Below are 17,876 nucleotides of genomic sequence, written 5' to 3'. Positions count from 1 at the left end.
GGCCATGGAACCAGACGAGTTCGACGCTGTCGTAGCGGCGGTGCGCACCTTCGTGCGCGAGCAGGTCGTCCCGCGCGAAAACGAGATCGAGGAGAAGGACGAGATCCCGGCGGCCCTCCGTGACAAGGCCGCCGCCATGGGCCTGTTCGGCTACGCGTTGCCCCAAGAGTACGGGGGACTGGGCTTCTCCATGACCCAGGACGTACGCCTGTCCCTGGAAATCGGCTACACCACACCCTCGTTCCGGTCGATGTTCAGCATCAACAACGGGGTGGCCGGCCAGCTTCTGGCGAGTACCGGCACCGAGGAGCAGAAACGGCGCTATCTGCCGCGCATGGCCAGCGGGGAACTGATCGCGGCATTCACGCTCACGGAGGCAGAGGCCGGATCCGACCCCAGCGGAATCAGGACCCGCGCCGTACGCGACGGGGACGTCTACGTCCTGGGCGGCAGCAAGCGGTTCATCACCAACGCGCCGCTCGCCGGTGTCTTCATCGTGTTCGCCCGCACCGGGCCGCAGAGCACGGGCCCCGGAGGCATCTCCGTATTCGCCGTGGACGCGGACACCCCGGGCGTCACCGTGGGTCCCCCGGACCACAAGATGGGCCAGTCGGGGGCCCTGAGCGCCGAGGTCTTCTTCGACGGTGTGCGCGTTCCCGCCAGTGCCCTGGTCGGCGAGCGCGAGGAAGAGGGCTTCCGCGTCGCCATGCAGTCGTTGGCGAGGGGACGTCTGAGCGTCGCGGCGATGTGCGTCGGGCTGGCCCGCCGCATGCTGGACGAAAGCGTCGCGCATGCCTCGATCACCCGGCAGGGCGGGCGTCCCATCGGTGAGTACCAGCTCGTCCAGGCCATGCTCGCCGAGTCGCACGCCGAGATGTACGCGGCCCGAGCCATGGTGCTGGAGGCGGCCCGAGCCTATGACTCGGGCGAGGACCGCAGGCTGGCGCCGTCCTCCACGAAGCTGTTCTGCAGCGAAATGGCGGGCCGGGTGGCCGACCGGGCCGTCCAGATACACGGCGGCATGGGATACATGCGCCATGTACCCGTCGAGCGTTTCTACCGGGACGTGCGGCTGTTCCGCATCTACGAAGGGACGAGCGAGATCCAAAAGCTCATCATCGGCCGGCACTTGCTGCGGGAGCACACGTGAAAGACACCGCCGTGCGCGACCGGCCGCAGGAGCGGGCGTGCTCATGGAGGACCACGGGCCGGTGCGTGCTCTGGACCCCACGGGCCGGCGGGAACTCCTCGCCGCCCGTCGGCCACGCGGCTGGCAGTGGTCGCGAACATCGTGCGGAGCGGTCCGGTGACCCAGGCGCGTGCTCGCGGCGGTCGAGGGCGTGACCTTCGGGCTTGGCATGTCGCTCGGGGCGGCCTGCGACTACGTGGTGGCCGCCCGTGAACGCCCGGTTCGGCTGCGCCTTCGGCAGGATAGGACTTCGCGGACGCCGGACTGCTCTGGACACTGCCGGCGAGGGTCGGGCCGGCCACAGCGAAGCGCCTGTTGCTGTTCGGCGACGTGCTGGATGGGGACAGACGGCCGCTCTCGGTCTCGCCGAGGCCTTCTGCGAGCCCGGATCCGCCCGGCAGAAAGCGGTACGGCTGGCTGGGCTGCTCACCGAAGGCGCTCCGTCGGCGATGGAGGAGACCACGCGGATCCTCGCCCCCTGGCCCACAGGCCTCGAAGCGGTTCTCACCGAGGAAGCACGGACACAGCCGCGGCTGCCGCCCGGCGCGGATTTCGCGAAGAAGCAGATACGACAAGGGCGGAGAAGAAACCATGGTGACGCGCGGCTTTCCGCACCGGATCCCGGCAGGTGATGGGGGGAACATGGCGCCCACCGAACCGGCGAAGCCCTCCGAACCGGCATCTATCGGTCGTGATGCCGGCCCGCCGACCGGACCGCTGGCGGGAATCACGGTCGTGTCCCTGGAACAGGCGGTCGCGGCTCCCATCTGCACCCGCACCCTCGGCGACTTCGGGGCTCGAGTGATCAAGGTGGAGCACCCGGAAGGCGGTGACTTCGCCCGGTACATCGACGACGTGGTGGGCGGCTTGGCAGCGCACTTCGTATGGGTCAACCGGGGCAAGGAGTCGGTGACGCTCAACCTCAAGGAACCGGCCGGCATGGCGGTGCTCCACCGGCTGCTCGACCGCGCCGACGTGATGGTCTCCAATCTCGCGCCGGGGGCCACATCACAGCTCGGCATCGCGCCCGCCGACCTGGCGGTCAGCCACCCCGACCTCATCGCGGTCGAGATCGACGGCTACGGGGCAGGCGGTCCGCTTTCCCACAAGCGTGCCTACGATCTCCTCGCCCAGGCGGAGGCCGGAGCATGCTCGATCACGGGCCTTCCCGGGGCACCCGCCAAGCCTGGCCCGCCGATGGCCGACGTATGCACCGGCCTGTATGCCGCGTTGTCGATCCTGGCGCTGCTCTGCGGCAACGAGCGTGGCCGCAGTGGTGGCCACACCGCGGTCGCGGTGAGTCTCTTCGACACCATGACCGAGCTGATGGGGTATTCGCTGAACCACGCTCAGCACACGGGAGTGGATCAGCAACCGGCCGGCATGGGCTCGCCCGCGGTGGCCCCGTACGGCGCGTACCGCACAGCAGACGGCCAGACCGTCGTACTCGGCACAACGAACGACCGCGAATGGCAGCGATTCGCACGCGACCTTCTCGGCCGGCCCGACCTTGCCGACGACGAACGCTTCCTGACCAACTCCGGCCGGACCAAGCACCGTGAATTCCTGGACACGCAGATCACCCAGTGGGCCGCACGCCATGACCTGGAACAGGTGCAGCGCAGCGCCGACGCCGCCGGAATCGGGAACGCCCGGTTCAACAAGCCGAGCGAAGTCATAGCCCACCCGCATCTGACCGCCCGCGACCGGTGGCGACAGATCGACACACCTCACGGTCCCGTACCTGCTCTGCTCCCGCCCCCGGTCATCTCCGGCTACGACCCGCCGATGGGCGCAATCCCCGCGCTCGGGCAACACACCGAATCCGTACTCACCGAACTCGGTATCCGCAAGGACGAGATCACCGCGCTGCGCGCACAAGGCGCCGTGGCTCCCGCTCATCGCTGATGGGGTCTGTCCAGCCAGCGGCCCCGTCTCACATTCGGTGGTGACGGAGAGAGGTGAGGGTCGTTGACATTCGTGTTTGGGATGTCAAGGAGCTTGTGCAGACGGTGTTGTGGGGTCTGTCCCCGTTGGTCATAGAGGATGTGGTCGACGAGGGCGAGCGGATCGTGGTGCAGGCACGGACCCCGCAGGGCACCGTGGTCTGCCCGGTGTGCGGGGCGTCGTCGGGGCGGGTGCACGGATATCACTCGCGGACGGTGGCCGACGTGCCGGTCGACGGACGGCGGGTGGTGGTCCGTGTGTGGGCGCGGCACTTGGCGTGTCCCACACGCGGCCGTCGGCAGACCTTCCGCGGGCAGATGCCCGGGGTGCTGGAGCGCTACCAGCGGCGCACGGCCCGCCTGACCCAAGCAAGTCAAGGCTGTGGTCAAGGAGTTAGCGGACCGGGCGGGATCACGTTTGCCGGCGGTACTCGCGGCGGGCCTCTCTCGCCACACAGCCCGCGCGCCCTGCCGCGCATCCCGTTGCCCACCGGGCGGACGCCCCGCGTGATCGGCGTCGACGACTTCGCTCCGCGCCGACGGCACCGCTATGCCACCGTGGTGATCGACGCCGAGCCCCATGAGCGGGCCGACGCGCTGCCCGATCGCACCGTCGACACCCTGGAAGCTCGGCCGCGCGAGCATCCAGGCGTCGAGGCCGCGGGACCCGCGTGATTCGCGTTCCTGCCCGAGGGGCGAGCAGCGGGCGTATCCGATGCGGATGTCCGCGCTCGGCAGGTGCAAGTCGATCGGCGCCGGTGGCCGGGTGCCGGGCAGCCACGGCCGGCCCGGGCCGCGGTCGGCCGGGGTCGGCACTGCCCGAAGTGGCCCCCTCAGCCAGTGGCCGGCGGACGCGGGTTTCCTTTCATGGGCCGGGCGGCAGAACGCGAAGGCGAGCGAGCCCACCGGCCCACCTGCGCAGGCTGGTGTGCGTTGGTCACTCAGGGTGTATCGCGGTGCCGGGCCGGTCGGCCTGAGACGCGCCGCCGCTGCGCACGGCGGCAGGGGCATCGACGGGGCGAGCTTCCCGGGTGCCCCTAGCAGAACCCGGCACAGCACCCAACTACCCGGAATTCGGCACACCGAGCCGAACCGCCACAACCACCGCAAGGAGTACCACGTGACCTTCACCCCCACAGCCGGCACCCGCGCGGCCGAGATACTCGACCGCCCGGTCACCGTCAACGGCCTGACCGTCCCCAACCGGATCGCGATGGCGCCGATGACCCGCCAGTTCTCACCCGACGGCATCCCGGGCGAGGACGTGGCGTCGTACTACGCGCGACGGGCCGCAGCCGGCGTCGGCCTGATCATCACCGAGGGCACCTCCCCCGGCCACCCCTCCGCAGGGGACAACGACCGCGTCCCGCGCTTCCACGGCAAGGAGCAGCCGGCGGGCTGGGCGAAGGTGCCGTCGATGCGCAGGCCGGACGGGCCCACGGCGGGGGGCGTCGGGGAACGGGGGCAGTCCCTGCTCGCGGGCCATGCCGATGTGCCACAGCTGCGGCACGATCGTGCCGCCCGCCGCGTGCACGGCGTCGGCGGGGCCTCAACGTCGGCGGTCTCCTCCGCCCGGCGGCTCAGCTTCGACTTAACGCTGATCAGCCCACTCTTGACGCGCGGCGCGGCCTTCACCGCAGCAGCCCCCACCACGACGCCCGCGCCGAGGATCCCCAGGACCGCCTTGTTCCCGGCGAGCAGGACGACCTGCGTGACGAGCGTGTTGTCGTCGTCCCGCGCCAGCGGGCTCTTTCCCCCCCGGAGTACTCGACTGCGAGAGGCGTGTGGGGGAGGGGCGCTGCACCAGCATCAGTTCCCGGATCGAGTCGCCCCAGTTGAAATCCATGACGCAACTGTGGCCAGCACCGACACCCGTCCAACGATCTTTCCGCGAACCTCAGCGGAGCCCCCGGCTGGTGTGCTACCCGACCATGATCGTTCTCACCGATAACCGCGTGGTCGGCACAAGCATGGCTTCAGCCGCAGGCACCTTTAGCGCAGTGGCCGCTGTGAGGCCGTTGCACCGGCCGACAGCAGTCTCTCCGCCAGCGCGCGACAGCGCCTTCCGAGCTCCGGAGGGTCGAGTACCTCGAAGTCGTGCCCCAGCAGGAGTACGTGCATGAGCACGAAGTCGAGGCTGGCGGCGCCACTGAGCACCTCGCAGAGCTCGCTCCCTCGCCGTCGCACGACGGCCGCCGACGCTGGAATCTGCGCGCGCACCGTGTCGGCCGACGCGTGCACGAGGAAGCGCGCCTGGTGCGGGTAGACCCGGCTCGCCACACCCTCCTGCACGTACGTCGCTGCGTCGGGCGCCTCGCGCGGGCAAAAGCGCCAGGTACGTGCGGACGCGTCGGTCATCCGGTCGACACGGAAGCTGCGCCAGTCGTCGCGATCGAGGTCGTAGGCGAAGAGGTACCAGCGCCGGTCGGAGGCGACCAGGCGGTAGGGCTCGACCCGCCGCCGTCGCACCTCGCTCCCGGACGGGTAGTCGAAGCCGACCTCGACCTCGTCGCGGCAGGCTCTGGCCAGCGTCATGAGCACCTCGGGGTCGACCGGTGTGCGGCCTCCGCCGAAGGACTCCACCGAGCCGGAGAGCGCGCGCACCTCGTGCCGAAGCCGGGTGGGCAGTACCTGGTCGAGCTTGGTCAGTGCCCGGAGCGCGGCGTCGCCGGCGCCGGCAACCGCACCACCCGCGCCGGCGAGCAGCGAGACCGCGGTGGCGATCGCCTCCTGGTCGTCGAGAAGCAGCGGCGGCAGGTCCTGCCCCGGGCCGAGTCGGTAGCCGCCGCCGACACCTTGGCTGGCGTACACCGGATAGCCGAGCGTGCGCAGCCGCTCGACATCACGCCGTACCGTGCGCGGCGTGACCCCGAGCCGGTCGGCGAGCTCGGGGCCGGTCCAGACCTGGCGCTGCTGCAGCAGCCCGAGCAGGGTGAGCACCCGCTCCGTCGTACCCCGCTCATCCCCGCTCGCCACGTCCATGCCGCCCACCCTGCCAGAGATAGCGGACCGATCCTGTCCGCCAGAGGTGTCACGGTGGCTCCATGGACGCAGACGAACTCGACTGGAACCGGACGCTGCGCGAGCAGTGGGAGGTCCATTGGAAACATCAGCTCCGAGCCCGGCTCGAGGGCCTCACCGACGACGAGTACTTCTGGTCGCCGGTGCCGGACGCCTGGACCGTGCGGCCGCGCGGCAGCTCGACGGCGCCCATACAGGCCGGCGCAGGGGACTTCACGATCGACTTCGCCTTCCCGCAGCCGGTCCCGGCGGCCTTCACCACGATCGCCTGGCGACTCGGTCACGTCATCGTCGGCGTGCTCGCCGCGCGCAACGCGGCGCACTTCGGCGCGCCGGCGGCGTCGTACGAGACCTGGGAGTACGCCGGCAGTGCGGCCACCGCGCTCGACCAGCTCGAGACCCAGCTCGACATCTGGCTGGCCGGGGTGCGCGGCGTCGGCGACGCCGGGCTCCGGGTACCGGTCGGTGCGAAGGAGCCCTTCCCCGAGGTGCCCATGGCCGATCTGGTGCTGCACATTCACCGCGAGCTGATCCACCACCTGTCCGAGGTCTGCCTGCTGCGCGACCTCTACCTGCACACGAAACCCGCTACGAACGGAGCAACCCGATGAGCCGCCACATCCAGGTCACCTTCGACGCCCACGACCCGCGGGCGCTGTCGTCCTTCTGGCGCGACGTACTGGGCTACGTCCACCCCGGCCCGCCCGGAGTCGACCTGCCCGAGGGCGCCGAACCGCTGGCCGCGTGGGATGACTTCCTCGCGCGGGTCGGCGTACCGGAGGAGCAGCGCAACACGAGATCGGCCATCGAGGACCCGGACGGGCACGGCCCACGGCTGTTCTTCCAGCAGGTGCCGGAGGACAAGGTCGCCAAGAACCGCGTCCACCTCGACGTCCGTGCGGCTCCCGGACTGCAGGGAGAGGAGCGGATGGCGGCACTGGAGGCCGAGTGCGACCGGCTCGTCGCGCTGGGAGCGACGCGGGTACGTCGCCACGAGCCCGCTCCCCCGATGAGCGCCGGCTTCATCGTGATGACCGACCCCGAGGGCAACGAGTTCTGCCTGGACTGACGCAGCTCAGCTGTAGTCGCCGAGCCGCGGCCGGTCTTGACCGCTGCACCGATGTTTCCCGAGGCCGATCGAGGCCGCAGTCGTGCTGGCCGACGACCCCGGCGGACCCCGGCAGGCCGCCAGCCCTGAGCCTGCGGCGACATCAGCGCCGAGGCAGGGGGATGACGCCCATGGCGTTGTACCCCTGCCCTTGATCAGGGCCCGGAGCGCCCCGGTTCTTACGTAGCCACGTCACCGCGTGGTTGAACAGCGCCACCGGCCCCTCGGCGTGCGTCCACGCCCGCCCGTACAGGAAGCCACGGAACTCCCGTCCCCCGCTTCCGGTCGGTGAAGTCTCGGTACCTGAACCGCTGCTGGATCTCCGGTGCGTGCTCGTACGGTGTCCCGCGGCGCTCCGGGTACTGCTTCACGCACGAGGCGTCCTCAATGTCGAGTTGCTCGGCCAGGTACTCCACGACCTCCCACGCCACCGCGAGCGGCTCCTCACCGAGGAAGCGGCCGATATAGCGGACCGTGCAGATCTGCACGGCCATGCCCAGCCGGTGCACGTCCGTACGACGCAGCGCGATCAGATCCCGGTCGTGATCGTCGGACTCTTCGCGGATGTACTCGCGCTCGGACTCGGCCATGTCGGCGAAGAACGCGAAGAGGGCGGCGCCGTGCCCGGACGGGTCGTACACCCCTTGGAGGGGCCGGTGAGGAGTTCGAGCTGGATGTCGTGGTGGCGCAGGTCCTCGGCGATGGTCAGCAGTGCGGCGGCGCCGCGGCCGAGACGCTTCATCTCGTGCACGGTGAAGACCACCCGCTGGTGGGGGACGGCCTTCTTGATGGTGCGGGCGAAGTCCATCGCCTTGACGAACTCGGGCCGGATCTTGACCCGGGCGCTGATCTTCTCCCGAGAACACCGGGTCACATCCCGCCGGGGTGTGGTACTTCGGGGCGACCTTGCCGCCGCGGGTGCGGCAGGTGCTTCCGGCGGGCACCTCACAGGGCGGGGCAATCGAACTGTTCGACGGCGGTGGCCGGACCGGCGGACTCTGGCAAGTCGCAGAACCTATCGCGAAGGGCTTTGTGCGAAAGCTGTTGTGCGAGAGGTTATGAGAACGAAGATCGGGGATAAAACGGACACGGTTCGCCGGGGTCCGCGATCTCTCAGAGCTCATTTCTGCGAACGCGAAGCGTGATGGTTTCCGTGTGGGCCGGGTCAGTCGCGCCGATCACAGGGGCCTGTCATCGCTCGGTTTCCGCAGTCGCCGGCAAGGGTTGCGATCGCCGCCTGAGACCCGCCTGATTCCTCCAACTTGACGTATACCGATATCGGCATACGATGAGTCCATGGCACGAGCGGCGACGACGTCGGACGTCTTCAACGCGATCGCCGAACCGCAGCGCCGGGAGATTCTGGTGCTGCTGCGGGCGGGTGAGCGGTCGGTGACCGAGTTGGCCCAGGAGTTGGGGATGACCCAGCCGGGGGCGTCCAAACACCTGCGGGTGCTCCGGGAGGTCGGGCTGGTGCGGGACCGCAAGGCAGGCAAGCAGCGCCTGTACGGCCTTGACGCCAGCGGGCTGCGACCGGTCCACGAGTGGACCGGCGGGTTCGAGCGGTTCTGGAACGAGAGCTTCGACCGGCTGGACGAGTACGTGCAGGAACTCAAGCAGGCAAAACAGGAGGAGTGACCGATGGCAGCGACAGGACGGGACGAGTCGGCGCAGTCAGCGACGGCCGACCGCGAAATCGTGATCTCCCGGACCATCAGCGCCCCACGGGAGCTGGTGTTCGAAGCGTTCACCGAGGTGCGGCACCTGTCGCGGTGGTGGGGACCGGAGGGGTTCACCACCACCACGCGGTCCTTCGAGTTCCGCGTCGGCGGAGAGTGGGACTTCGTGATGCACGGACCGGACGGGACGGACTACCAAGAGTGGATCACCTGGACCGAGCTCGCCCCGCCGGAACGGATCGCGATGCTCCACGGTGAGACCCGCGACGACCCGAACGCCTTCGAGTCGGTCCTCACGTTCGAGCCCGACGGTGCGGCGACCCGGATCGAGATGCGCACGCTGTTCCCCACCAAGGAGCTGCGCGACGAGGCGGTCGAGAAGTACCACGCGATCGAGGGCGGCCAGCAGACCCTGAGCAACCTGGCTGCGTACGTCACCGAGATCGTTCGGAAGGGAGCGGAGAGCTGATGGCCGGGAAGGTGTTCTTCAGCGTGTCGATGTCGCTGGACGGTTTCATCGCGCCCGAGTCCCCCGAGGAATTGATGGGGCAGCTATGGATGGAACTGCAGCAGTGGATCTTCCCGCAGCGGTTCTTCCGGGAGAACCTGAAGCTCGGCGAGGGCGGCGAGGAAGGGCGCGACAACGACATCGTGCGGGAGACGTTCGAGCGCACCGGCGCGAGCGTGATGGGTAAGCGCATGTTCGACGCCGGCGAGCAGATGTGGCCGGAGGAGGCGCCGTTTCACACGCCGGTGTTCGTCGTCACGCACGAGAAGCGTGACCCCTGGGAGCGGCCGGGCGGGACCACCTTCCACTTCGTCAACGACGGCATCGAGTCCGCCCTCGACCAGGCCCGCGAGGCCGCCGGCGACCGCGACGTCCGCATCGCGGGCGGCGGCGCGACGATCCTGGAGTACGTGAACGCGGGCCTGATCGACGAGTTCTCGATCGCGCTGTCACCCGTGCTGTTCGGCTCCGGAATCCGCCTGTTCGAGGGCGTGGACGCGGGCCGCGTGGCCCTGGAGCCGGTCCACGCGGAGCCCTCCCCAAGGGTGACGCACCTGACCTACACCGTCCGGGAGCGGTAACTGTCCCGAGCTCAGCGCTCTCCAGCCGAGGTCAGCTGCCCGCGGACGGCCCGGCCCGCCCTGGCGGCGACGGCGGATGGCGATACGTACTCACCTATGGGGACGGGGAGCTGGCCATGCACGCCGACACGGTGTCCGAACCGCTGTCCGCAGTGATCCCCGGCCACGACGAACCTCCCAGCAACGAGGACGGCGACGAAGCAGCGTTCGTGGCTTGCTACGAGGCGGCGATCGAGCTGGCCACACCTGGTGCAGACCGGGCTGGTGATCGACGCCACCGAGAACGACGGCTGGTCACCGGAGCAGGTCACCGCCAGGCCCTGGCGGGGAGAGTGACGGCCTTCGTCCGGGTGTGACTACCAGGTCCGCCGCCCGGCCGGACTGTTTCGCGGATATCTGCCCGCGCGGTACACCGGCGCCTCTACCGTCCAGCCCGAACGCTGATCATGGGGGTGGCGGAAGGGGCTGGTGTGGGGCGGAGTCCAGACAGGCTCTCGCCCACCAACTGGGTCTCAGTGAGACCGTGTTCATCGACCGGCGTTGCCGGGATCGTCCGGCCGTCCTGCCCCGGCTGCCACAGAGTCGTACGCATCGACAAACCCCTGGCCGGACAGCGGGTCTGCCGCACCTGCATCGCCCACTCCCGCATCGAGGAGTGCTCAGACTGCGGAGCCCGCCGAGAGCCGGCCACCCGCGACCACCATGGTCGGCCGCTGTGTCCCAATTGCCTGGTTCAACGACCCGGCGAACCTGGAGACCTGCATCAACTGCGGCCGACGCAAGGTCGTGAACACCCGCACGCCCGACGGCCCGCTCTGCTCCAGCTGCCCCTCCCTGCCCACCGTGACTTGCAGCATCTGCGGCGAGGAGAAGCCCTGCGGCACCGCCCGCACCACGGGTCGGCCGTGGTGCCCGGACTGCCAGCGGCGCTCAGCACCGTGCTCGGTCTGCGGATGTGTCGCGGCGGTCGCGTCCGGCACCCTTGACCAGCCCCTTTGCACGGACTGCACTGCCCCGGAGGTCTGGCACACCTGTCCCACCTGCAGCGATCCTGACTACCCGCCCCCGGCCAGTGCGCCCGTTGTCTCATCAACAGGCGCCTCAACGAGCTGCTGGGGTCCCCCGTCCGATGCCCTCCACCCCGGCCTCGAAGCCCTCCGGCACAACATCGCCACCGCCGAGCACCCCATCACCGCCAGGCGGTGGCTGAACAAGCCGTCCGTCTCCCCGGTCCTGTCCGACCTCGCGGCTGGCCGACGAGCACTGACCCACGAAGCCCTCGACGAACTGCCCGACAGCCCGCCCCTCGCTCACCTGCGCCAAGTCCTCGTCGGCGTCGGTGCCCTGTCCGAGCGGGACGAGTACATGGTCCGCCTCGAACTCTTCCTCACCGACCTCCTCACATCCCAGCCAGACCCCGAACAACGCAAAGTTCTGCACCGGTACGCGATCTGGCACCTGATCCGGCGGCTTCGCCGACGCAACAACGGCCGCCCCCTTACCCCGCAGCAGTTCAACTCCGCACGTCAACGCACCCACGCGGCCAACGCCTTCCTGAACTGGCTGACAGCCCACGACCTCACCCTGGCCACCTGCCGGCAAACCGACCTCGACCGCTGGCTCACCGACGACTCCGCCACCTATCGCCACACGGCCGGGCACTTCATCCGCTGGGCCCGCACCAACAAGCTCACCACCATCCACGTCCCCGCCGTCCGCTGGAACGGCCCCACTCAGCCACTCGACGACGAGCAGCGCTGGCACGTCGCCCGCCGGCTCCTGCACGACGACACCCTCAAGCCCGAAGACCGCCTCGCCGGGCCGCATCCACACCGGCGTCGCCGTCGCCTGGCAACGTCTCTCCGCGGGCGACTGGGCCAACTACGCCGCGGAAGTCAGCCACCGCTACTCACCCGGGAGGCAACACGATGCACAGTGACAACCAGCCAGCGAGTCAGCGACCTGTGATCTCACCGGAACGGGCTGCCGAAACGAAAGAGATCATCGACTGCGTCACGCGGTGGGCCGCAGGCCGCCCCGACGTCGTCGGTCTCCTACTTGTCGGATCGTGCGCTCGCAATGCCGCACGGCCTGACTCCGACATCGACCTCGTCCTTCTCACGACTGACGAGTCCCAGTACTCCGACAACGCATGGGCCGTCGAGCTCGCCCTCGGCAAGCTGGTCAGAACCCAGTCGTGGGGACCGATCAGCGAACGACGCTTTGCCACAGCGTCAGGGCTGGAGGCCGAGATCAACATCGGGTCTCCCGACTGGGCACAGACGGACCCGGTGGATCCTGGCACCCGCCGAGTTGTCACCGACGGCGCCCGTCCCCTGCACGACCCGGGCACTGTCCTTGCGTCTCTGATCCGGGCCTGCCAATCGTGACGACCCCGGCGGCAACGGCCGGCTCAAGGGGCATTCGGACAATTCCAATACCCGACGTCACCATTAGCCCCGGTCGCGGACCTGCAGCTGCGCTCGCTGCTGGCCGACTACGTGCCGGCAGGTGGTCCGGTGTCGGAGCAGGAGCTGACCGCGCTCTTCGCTCGGCTGACCCGGGAGAGCGAGGGCATCCAGGACCTCGACGAGCAGTTGGTGACCCGGTGACCCGCCGCGGCCGCGCGGCTGCCCTTCCCAGAGGGCCGCACCAGCGGCCGACGGTGTTGGAGGAGGGCGGCCTGGTGGTGACCCACCGGGACGTGCAGGGAAGGGTGCGGGTCTACGACTTCGGGACGTTCCCGGTGCCGGAGCCGTTGCAGCACTCGCTGGCCACGCTGTTCGCCGCCAAGTGTGCCCCGGGCGGCGGCTGGGACAGTGTCGAATCCAGCGAGGGCAGCTGGTACCTGGTGCGCCCGTTCGCGGAGTTCCTCAGCCAGCTGGACGACGTGCCCGTGGACGTGGATCGGCTCACGCCCGGGCACTGGCAGGCGTGGCGCCTGAGCCTGCCACCATCCTCGAACGGGTACTCCAAATACGGCACGGTGGCCTTACTGCTGCTGCTTTGGACGGCTATTGAAAGGCTGGGTGTTGGTGTGGAGATGCGGGCCTTACATGGCGACGACGGCGGACTTGCCGCCATCGACGGTGAGGGAGACCCCGTAAATGTAGGACGCGCGCGGCGAGACCAAAAAGCGGATGGCTTCGGCGATCTCCTCGGGCGCTGCGCCACGACCTGCGGGCAGTGAGGCAACGAAACCGCCGTAACCTTCTCGGTAGGCTTCATTAGCCGGGGTGATCACGAAGCCGGGATCGACGGAGTTGACCCGTACACCGCGCGGGCCGTACTCCGCGGTCCAGGACTTCGTCAGCATGCTGATAGCGCCCTTCGAGGCCTGGAAGGCGCTGGTGCCGTTGGGCGCCATGTTGGTGCTCATGCTGCCGATGTTGATGATCACGCCGCGGCCTCGTGTGGCCATCGCCGGCGCGAACGCCCCGACCAGCATGTAGGGCGCCTTCACGTGGGTGTTGAACGCCGCGTCGAACATTGCCTCGCTTGTGGCCTCAGTGGGCGCGAACCCGCCTCCACCAGCGTTGTTGACCAGTACCTCAAGAGCCGCGTCACCGATGGTGTCACCGACCTGTGCGATGAGTGTGCGGACCGCGCTCGGGTCGCTCAGGTCGGCGAGGAGATCGACCGCATGCCCGCCCCTGGCCTCGATCGACTCACGGACCTCGGCCGCGCGCTCCTTGCTACGGCCGGTCACGATCACCGAGTAGCCATCCTGGGCGAGGCCGATAGCGGTCTCGCGGCCGATGCCGCTGGTGGAGCCCGTGATCAGGGCCCACTCACTTCTCGCGGCCGGGTTCTGGGACATGGCACTCATGCAGATGCCTCCTGCTCGTAGTCGACGTCAACTCCGAAGAACATCTTGACTGTAGGTCATCAGCTCGCGGTGCTGCGACGGCAGATCAACCATCCTGCCCTCCAGCCGGCTGACCGGTTCCTGCTGGCCGCGTTGTCGCGGATGCTGCCCCAGACGCGCTGGAACACCTTCATGGTGACGCCCGCGACGTTGCTGTGTGTGCTCACCTGCGGTGAGCCGCTTCTCGCCCGCTCGCGAACACCATGAGACTCACGCGCCGCCGCCGCGCCGGATACCACGCGATCAGAGCAGCCAGCACCAGAGGCAGAGGTTGATTCCATCAGGACCCTAAGCACCCGCCCCAGACCAGAACGCCGACCCATTCAGACACTTCCAATATCCGACGGTGCCGTTAGACAGGACAAGAACTACGCGGCCTACGTCGCCGAGTACGGCGAGCCCCGCCGATAGCGTCACGGATAGGCGTCACCGCGTGACGCCCACTGAACGCGAACGTTTTGCTCATCCGTCAGAAAAAGGACGGATCTTCCGCCTCGGAGACCGCGTCCTGCAGATCCGCAACCAGCCCCACCGCGGAACAGGCGGCGTCTTCAACGGATCCACCGGCACCATCACCGCCATCGACACCCACTTCCACCAACTCGCCGTCACCTTCACCGACGGCGAATCCATCCCCTACCTCTTCACCGGCCTCGACGAACTCATCCACGCCTACGCCCTGACCGTCCACCGCTCCCAAGGCAGCGAATACCCCTACGTCGTCATCCCCCTGACCACCTCCGCTGGCCAACTCCTCCAACACAACCTGCTCTACACCGCCGTCACCCGAGCCAGACGCGGCATGGCACTCGTCGGTCAAGCCACCGCTGTGCACCACGCCCCGGCCAACACTCACACCCGACGCCGCTTCACCGCACTCGAGCATCGCATCCACCAAAGAACCGCAGTCACGCCCCAGTTGCCCGTCATTCACACCGTTGGACAACTCGCCTTGAGCTCGTGCCTTGGCCGGCAGGAAGGCGGAGACCGTACTGGACCGTTCCCTGATCGACGACGGGACCATATGCCGCGCGTCGTGCCCGGCGAAGGGGGAGTGTCAGGGCTGTGCGCTGGCGCTTTACCAGATGACGGGCAGTGCCATCAGGCCGCGCCGGTGGAATGACGGCGCCCAAGCCAGGTTGCCCGGAGGTACTGCCAGTTGCAGATCGGGGAAGCGTTTCAGGAGGCTGGTCAGGGCGATCTCGCTCTCCAGACGCGCGAGGGGTGCACCGAGGCAGTAGTGGATGCCGTGGCCGAAGCCGAGGTGGGCGGGAGTGCGCTCGGGACGGAAGCGGTCCGGCTCTTCGAACTGGCCGTCGCGGTTGGCTGAGATGAGAGAGACCCAGACCCGTCCGCCCGCCGGAATGTCGACTCCGCCGATCGTGAGGTTCTCAAGGGCAAAGCGTCGCACGCCCAGTGTGGAAGGCGGATTCCAGCGCAATGTCTCTTCCAGGACGGCGCGGACAGGTGTGTGCCCGTCGCGGACCGCAGCCATCACTTCCGGGTGGAGCAGCAACGCCAGGGTGGCGTTGCCGATGAGGTTAACCGTGTTGTCGTAGCCCGCGAACAGGATCAGGAACGCCATCGCAACCAGCTCGGATTCGCTGAGGCTGTCGCGCTCGTCGTGCGCCTCGATCATGGCGGTGAGCAGGTCGTCGGTCGGGCGGGCCCGTTTAGCGGCGATGATTCCGAGGAGGTAGTGGTGCATTTCCCGCATCGCGGTTCGGGACTCCACGGCTGCGTCGGGGGCAGGACCGAGCAGGCTGTTGGTCCACGTGCGGAAGTCTCGGCGGTCCTGGGCTGGGATGCCGAGCAGTTCGCAGATGACAACCATGGGCAGTGGATTCGCCAGGGCCTGCATCAGGTCCGCCGGCTGGTCGGTGGTGGCGTTGAGGAGTTCGTCGGTGCTGGCCTGAATGCGCAGCCGGCGGTTTTCGACGTGGCGGGCGGTGAACGCCTTGGCGACCAGGCGGCGCAGCCGTGTGTGGTCGGGCGGGTCCATGTTGAGCAGATGTGCGTCCAACTCTGGCGGCATGGACGACTGGTAGCGGCCGACGGTGCGGGCGTTGGCCTTGTCCAGCGAGAGGCGCGGGTCGGTGAGAGCAGCGCGCACGTCCTGGTACCGGGTGATGACCCACACCGGAGCGCCGTCGGGGGTGGTGGTGCAGTGCACAGGGCTGGCTTGACGCAGACGGTCGTATACGCCATGAGGGTCGGACATGAGGTCGCTGTCGAACAGGGTTGTTGGTGGCGATGTGGGGCTCATGCTTCGTTCACTCCCGCAGCTACGGTCCTCGGGCCTACAGCGGCTTCCTCGGCCAGGTTTGAGCGCTGGTACGCCTTTGCCACACGGATGAGCCCATCCCGCTCAACGCGCATGTCGCCAGCTGCTGGGCCGTGTGGCACGTCAGCGGTGTCTCTTTGGCTGTCTCCGGCTTCCCGCGCTTGAAGCGCGGCCTTGATCTGTGCTGCCTCCGCGACCGCCGAAGATGGCACCAGTAGCCACAACCTTCAAGCCCCGCGCTCCCAGAAGCAAGCACGCCGTATCGCTGAACTGGAGCAGGAACAGGAATCTCTCCACGCGAGCACCGACGCTTCCCGGCACAGCAACCCTGCTGTCCAAGAACGATCGCGGAAACTCGACGCAGCTGTCCAGGAACGGTCTTTCTGATCGGTGGTGGGTGGTCTGGCCTGCGTTGATCAGTTTGTGGTGTGTTGAGCTGCCCCGAGTTTCGTAGAGTCCGGTGATCTTGTTTCAGGCGGACTGCGGGGTGGCTTCCTGTTGTCGCCACCACTCGCGTTCGTACTCGGCGGGCGGTGCGTAGTCGAGGGCGGAGTGGAGCCGTTCCTCGTTGTACCACGTGACCCACTGGAAGATCGCCCGCTCGACCTGGTCAACGTCCCGCCACGGTCCTTGCATCTCGATCAGCTCGGCCTTGAAGGTGCCGTTCAGCGCCTCGGCCATCGCGTTGTCGTAGCTGTCCGCGACCGAGCCGACCGAGGCTGAAGCCCCGATCTCGGACAGCCTCTCGGTATACCGAATTGATACGTATTGCGACCTGCGGTCGCTGTGATGAATGAGGCCGGAGTCCTTCTTGATCCGGCGTCTCCACAACGCCATCTCCAGTGCGTCCAACGGCAGTTCGGTCCGCATGTGGCTCGCGACCTGCCAGCCGACAATCATCCGCGAGTACACGTCCAGGACGAACGCCACGTACGCCCAGCCGGACCAGGTGCGCACCTACGTCATGTCCGCCACCCACAGCTGATCCGGCCGCGAGGCCGTGAAGTCGCGGTCGACCAGGTCCGGCGGCCTGGGTGCCGACGGCTCCGGCACCGTGGTGCGGCGACGCTGCCCGCGGATCACGCCCTCCAGGCCCAGCTCACGCATCAGCCGCTCGACGGTGCAGCGTGCCACAAGAACGCCCTTGCGTCGCAGCGCGCGGGTGATCCGGCGGACACCATAGGTGCCGCCGGACTCAGCATGGACCTGCAGCATGGACCTGTTCGATCAGCGGCATCAGCTGCTCGTCGCGCAGTCGGCGGGTCGACTTCGGCCGCTTCTTGCGCGCGTAGTACGCCGACTCCGACAGCCCCAGCACCCGGCAGGCGAACCCGACCCCGAGACCCTTGTCCTTGAGGTGCTCGATCACCTGGTCGGCCTCGTCCGGGGACGGTCGAGTTCGGCCGCAAAAATGCGCTCGCGGCTTTGAGGATCTCATTCGCCCGCCTCAACTCCGCTACTTCTTCGCGGAGTTGCTTCAGTTCCTCGTGCTCGGCGGTGGTCAGCCGGTCGTCGCGTTCGTCGGCGTCCGCCTCGGCCTGGCGACCCCAGCCACGCAGGGCTTCCTTGTGGATGCCCAGGTCTTTGGCGACATGCGCGATCGGCCGGCCCGTGGTGCGGACCTCGCGGACGGCCCGCTCGCGGAGCTCGTCCGGGTATTTACGTGGTGCTGGCACTGCTCGTGGTTCTCCC

At 68.5% G+C, this 17,876-nt stretch carries 19 protein-coding genes and 4 pseudogenes; 14 read left to right on the top strand and 9 right to left on the bottom strand.

Annotated elements, in window-relative coordinates:
- Positions 1-4 precede the first annotated feature (4 nt).
- The 4 genes and pseudogenes from KHP12_RS07050 to KHP12_RS07035 all read left to right on the top strand — a co-directional run.
- Complete coding sequence (locus KHP12_RS07050) at positions 5-1,150, top strand: acyl-CoA dehydrogenase family protein (protein WP_211832005.1); 1,146 nt, start codon at positions 5-7, stop codon at positions 1,148-1,150.
- Positions 1,151-1,831: 681 nt separating this feature from the next.
- Positions 1,832-3,097, top strand: a complete 1,266-nt coding sequence (locus KHP12_RS07045; protein ID WP_244203347.1) for a CaiB/BaiF CoA transferase family protein — start codon at positions 1,832-1,834, stop codon at positions 3,095-3,097.
- Positions 3,098-3,165: 68 nt separating this feature from the next.
- Positions 3,166-3,792, top strand: a pseudogene (locus KHP12_RS07040) (transposase family protein); the annotation flags it as partial.
- 463 nt (positions 3,793-4,255) lie between these two features.
- A pseudogene (locus KHP12_RS07035) lies at positions 4,256-4,550 on the top strand (oxidoreductase); the annotation flags it as partial.
- Here the strand turns inward: KHP12_RS07035 and KHP12_RS50735 are convergent.
- Together KHP12_RS50735 and KHP12_RS07030 are read right to left on the bottom strand one after the other, a co-directional pair.
- Positions 4,543-4,678, bottom strand: a pseudogene (locus KHP12_RS50735) (12-oxophytodienoate reductase); the annotation flags it as partial. The pseudogenes KHP12_RS07035 and KHP12_RS50735 sit on opposite strands and share 8 nt — an antisense overlap.
- A gap of 449 nt (positions 4,679-5,127) precedes the next feature.
- Positions 5,128-6,117, bottom strand: a complete 990-nt coding sequence (locus KHP12_RS07030; protein WP_086885548.1) for a helix-turn-helix transcriptional regulator — start codon at positions 6,115-6,117, stop codon at positions 5,128-5,130.
- 62 nt (positions 6,118-6,179) lie between these two features.
- On the opposite strand from KHP12_RS07030, the gene KHP12_RS07025 reads away from it, so the two are divergent.
- Both KHP12_RS07025 and KHP12_RS07020 read left to right on the top strand, forming a co-directional pair.
- On the top strand, positions 6,180-6,767 hold the full coding sequence (locus KHP12_RS07025) for a DinB family protein (RefSeq protein WP_086885549.1): 588 nt from the start codon (positions 6,180-6,182) through the stop codon (positions 6,765-6,767).
- Entirely contained in the window at positions 6,764-7,225 is a 462-nt protein-coding gene (locus KHP12_RS07020) for a VOC family protein (protein WP_086885550.1), read from the top strand. Before KHP12_RS07025 ends, KHP12_RS07020 begins: the two co-directional genes overlap by 4 nt.
- A 218-nt stretch (positions 7,226-7,443) precedes the next feature.
- Here KHP12_RS07020 and KHP12_RS07015 read toward each other — a convergent pair whose 3' ends face one another.
- Both KHP12_RS07015 and KHP12_RS07010 read right to left on the bottom strand, forming a co-directional pair.
- Positions 7,444-7,854: a DUF4158 domain-containing protein gene (locus tag KHP12_RS07015; RefSeq protein WP_210608846.1), complete on the bottom strand. Its 411-nt coding sequence runs from the start codon at positions 7,852-7,854 to the stop codon at positions 7,444-7,446.
- Positions 7,794-8,138 (bottom strand): recombinase family protein, encoded by a 345-nt coding sequence (locus KHP12_RS07010; protein ID WP_208653241.1) that lies wholly within the window; start codon positions 8,136-8,138, stop codon positions 7,794-7,796. The genes KHP12_RS07015 and KHP12_RS07010 overlap by 61 nt, the downstream gene beginning before the upstream one ends.
- Positions 8,139-8,560: 422 nt before the next feature.
- Between KHP12_RS07010 and KHP12_RS07005 the strand changes: the two genes are divergently transcribed.
- The 4 genes from KHP12_RS07005 (at position 8,561) to KHP12_RS06990 (ending at position 10,388) form a co-directional block, all read left to right on the top strand.
- The gene (locus tag KHP12_RS07005; protein ID WP_086885551.1) at positions 8,561-8,902 is read left to right on the top strand and encodes an ArsR/SmtB family transcription factor; all 342 of its coding nucleotides are present in this window, start codon (positions 8,561-8,563) and stop codon (positions 8,900-8,902) included.
- Positions 8,903-8,905: 3 nt separating this feature from the next.
- Positions 8,906-9,412 carry an SRPBCC family protein gene (locus KHP12_RS07000; protein ID WP_086885552.1) on the top strand — a complete coding sequence of 169 codons (507 nt, stop codon included), beginning with the start codon at positions 8,906-8,908 and terminating at the stop codon, positions 9,410-9,412.
- Positions 9,412-10,032 carry a dihydrofolate reductase family protein gene (locus KHP12_RS06995; protein ID WP_086885553.1) on the top strand — a complete coding sequence of 207 codons (621 nt, stop codon included), beginning with the start codon at positions 9,412-9,414 and terminating at the stop codon, positions 10,030-10,032. Before KHP12_RS07000 ends, KHP12_RS06995 begins: the two co-directional genes overlap by 1 nt.
- Before the next feature lie 116 nt (positions 10,033-10,148).
- Positions 10,149-10,388 carry a hypothetical protein gene (locus tag KHP12_RS06990; RefSeq protein WP_143678419.1) on the top strand — a complete coding sequence of 80 codons (240 nt, stop codon included), beginning with the start codon at positions 10,149-10,151 and terminating at the stop codon, positions 10,386-10,388.
- A gap of 303 nt (positions 10,389-10,691) precedes the next feature.
- Here KHP12_RS06990 and KHP12_RS06985 read toward each other — a convergent pair whose 3' ends face one another.
- Entirely contained in the window at positions 10,692-11,012 is a 321-nt protein-coding gene (locus KHP12_RS06985; RefSeq protein ID WP_211832003.1) for a hypothetical protein, read from the bottom strand.
- 385 nt (positions 11,013-11,397) lie between these two features.
- On the opposite strand from KHP12_RS06985, the gene KHP12_RS06980 reads away from it, so the two are divergent.
- Positions 11,398-12,000, top strand: coding sequence for a hypothetical protein (locus KHP12_RS06980; protein WP_210608866.1), 603 nt, complete (start codon positions 11,398-11,400; stop codon positions 11,998-12,000).
- Positions 11,961-12,422: a nucleotidyltransferase domain-containing protein gene (locus KHP12_RS06975; protein WP_086885556.1), complete on the top strand. Its 462-nt coding sequence runs from the start codon at positions 11,961-11,963 to the stop codon at positions 12,420-12,422. Before KHP12_RS06980 ends, KHP12_RS06975 begins: the two co-directional genes overlap by 40 nt.
- A 662-nt stretch (positions 12,423-13,084) precedes the next feature.
- Here KHP12_RS06975 and KHP12_RS06970 read toward each other — a convergent pair.
- Positions 13,085-13,861, bottom strand: coding sequence for an SDR family NAD(P)-dependent oxidoreductase (locus tag KHP12_RS06970; protein ID WP_086885557.1), 777 nt, complete (start codon positions 13,859-13,861; stop codon positions 13,085-13,087).
- A 45-nt stretch (positions 13,862-13,906) separates the two neighbouring features.
- Here KHP12_RS06970 and KHP12_RS06965 point away from each other — a divergent pair, with 45 nt between their 5' ends.
- Both KHP12_RS06965 and KHP12_RS52815 read left to right on the top strand, forming a co-directional pair.
- Entirely contained in the window at positions 13,907-14,107 is a 201-nt protein-coding gene (locus KHP12_RS06965) for a hypothetical protein (protein WP_143678421.1), read from the top strand.
- A gap of 226 nt (positions 14,108-14,333) precedes the next feature.
- Positions 14,334-15,023: an ATP-dependent DNA helicase gene (locus KHP12_RS52815; RefSeq protein ID WP_244203348.1), complete on the top strand. Its 690-nt coding sequence runs from the start codon at positions 14,334-14,336 to the stop codon at positions 15,021-15,023.
- Here the strand turns inward: KHP12_RS52815 and KHP12_RS06955 are convergent.
- The 3 genes and pseudogenes from KHP12_RS06955 to KHP12_RS06950 all read right to left on the bottom strand — a co-directional run bounded on the left by KHP12_RS06955 (position 14,979) and on the right by KHP12_RS06950 (position 17,860).
- Positions 14,979-16,166, bottom strand: coding sequence for a cytochrome P450 family protein (locus KHP12_RS06955; protein WP_086885559.1), 1,188 nt, complete (start codon positions 16,164-16,166; stop codon positions 14,979-14,981). The genes KHP12_RS52815 and KHP12_RS06955 overlap by 45 nt on opposite strands.
- A complete protein-coding gene (locus KHP12_RS53285; protein ID WP_372455178.1) occupies positions 16,163-16,396 on the bottom strand; it encodes a DUF6545 domain-containing protein in 234 nt (77 codons plus the stop codon). Before KHP12_RS53285 ends, KHP12_RS06955 begins: the two co-directional genes overlap by 4 nt.
- A gap of 259 nt (positions 16,397-16,655) precedes the next feature.
- A pseudogene (locus KHP12_RS06950) lies at positions 16,656-17,860 on the bottom strand (IS3 family transposase).
- Between the last annotated feature and the right edge of the window lie 16 nt (positions 17,861-17,876).

The organism is Streptomyces asiaticus, from assembly GCF_018138715.1.
GTDB classification, from domain to species: domain Bacteria; phylum Actinomycetota; class Actinomycetes; order Streptomycetales; family Streptomycetaceae; genus Streptomyces; species Streptomyces asiaticus.
Note: the sequence above shows the minus strand (reverse complement) of the source record. Positions and strands in the feature narration are given on the sequence as shown.

Bases quoted from the DNA above. Each gene is read 5' to 3' on its own strand.
- KHP12_RS07020 (WP_086885550.1), top strand. From the start codon at position 6,764: ATGAGCCGCCACATCCAGGTCACCTTCGACGCCCACGACCCGCGGGCG.
- KHP12_RS06975 (WP_086885556.1), top strand. From the start codon at position 11,961: ATGCACAGTGACAACCAGCCAGCGAGTCAGCGACCTGTGATCTCACCG.
- KHP12_RS07030 (WP_086885548.1), bottom strand. From the start codon at position 6,117: ATGGACGTGGCGAGCGGGGATGAGCGGGGTACGACGGAGCGGGTGCTC.
- KHP12_RS07005 (WP_086885551.1), top strand. From the start codon at position 8,561: ATGGCACGAGCGGCGACGACGTCGGACGTCTTCAACGCGATCGCCGAA.
- KHP12_RS07050 (WP_211832005.1), top strand. From the start codon at position 5: ATGGAACCAGACGAGTTCGACGCTGTCGTAGCGGCGGTGCGCACCTTC.
- KHP12_RS07025 (WP_086885549.1), top strand. From the start codon at position 6,180: ATGGACGCAGACGAACTCGACTGGAACCGGACGCTGCGCGAGCAGTGG.
- KHP12_RS06980 (WP_210608866.1), top strand. From the start codon at position 11,398: ATGGTCCGCCTCGAACTCTTCCTCACCGACCTCCTCACATCCCAGCCA.
- KHP12_RS06995 (WP_086885553.1), top strand. From the start codon at position 9,412: ATGGCCGGGAAGGTGTTCTTCAGCGTGTCGATGTCGCTGGACGGTTTC.
- KHP12_RS06955 (WP_086885559.1), bottom strand. From the start codon at position 16,166: ATGAGCCCCACATCGCCACCAACAACCCTGTTCGACAGCGACCTCATG.
- KHP12_RS07045 (WP_244203347.1), top strand. From the start codon at position 1,832: ATGGCGCCCACCGAACCGGCGAAGCCCTCCGAACCGGCATCTATCGGT.
- KHP12_RS06970 (WP_086885557.1), bottom strand. From the start codon at position 13,861: ATGAGTGCCATGTCCCAGAACCCGGCCGCGAGAAGTGAGTGGGCCCTG.
- KHP12_RS07015 (WP_210608846.1), bottom strand. From the start codon at position 7,854: ATGGCCGAGTCCGAGCGCGAGTACATCCGCGAAGAGTCCGACGATCAC.
- KHP12_RS06990 (WP_143678419.1), top strand. From the start codon at position 10,149: ATGCACGCCGACACGGTGTCCGAACCGCTGTCCGCAGTGATCCCCGGC.
- KHP12_RS07000 (WP_086885552.1), top strand. From the start codon at position 8,906: ATGGCAGCGACAGGACGGGACGAGTCGGCGCAGTCAGCGACGGCCGAC.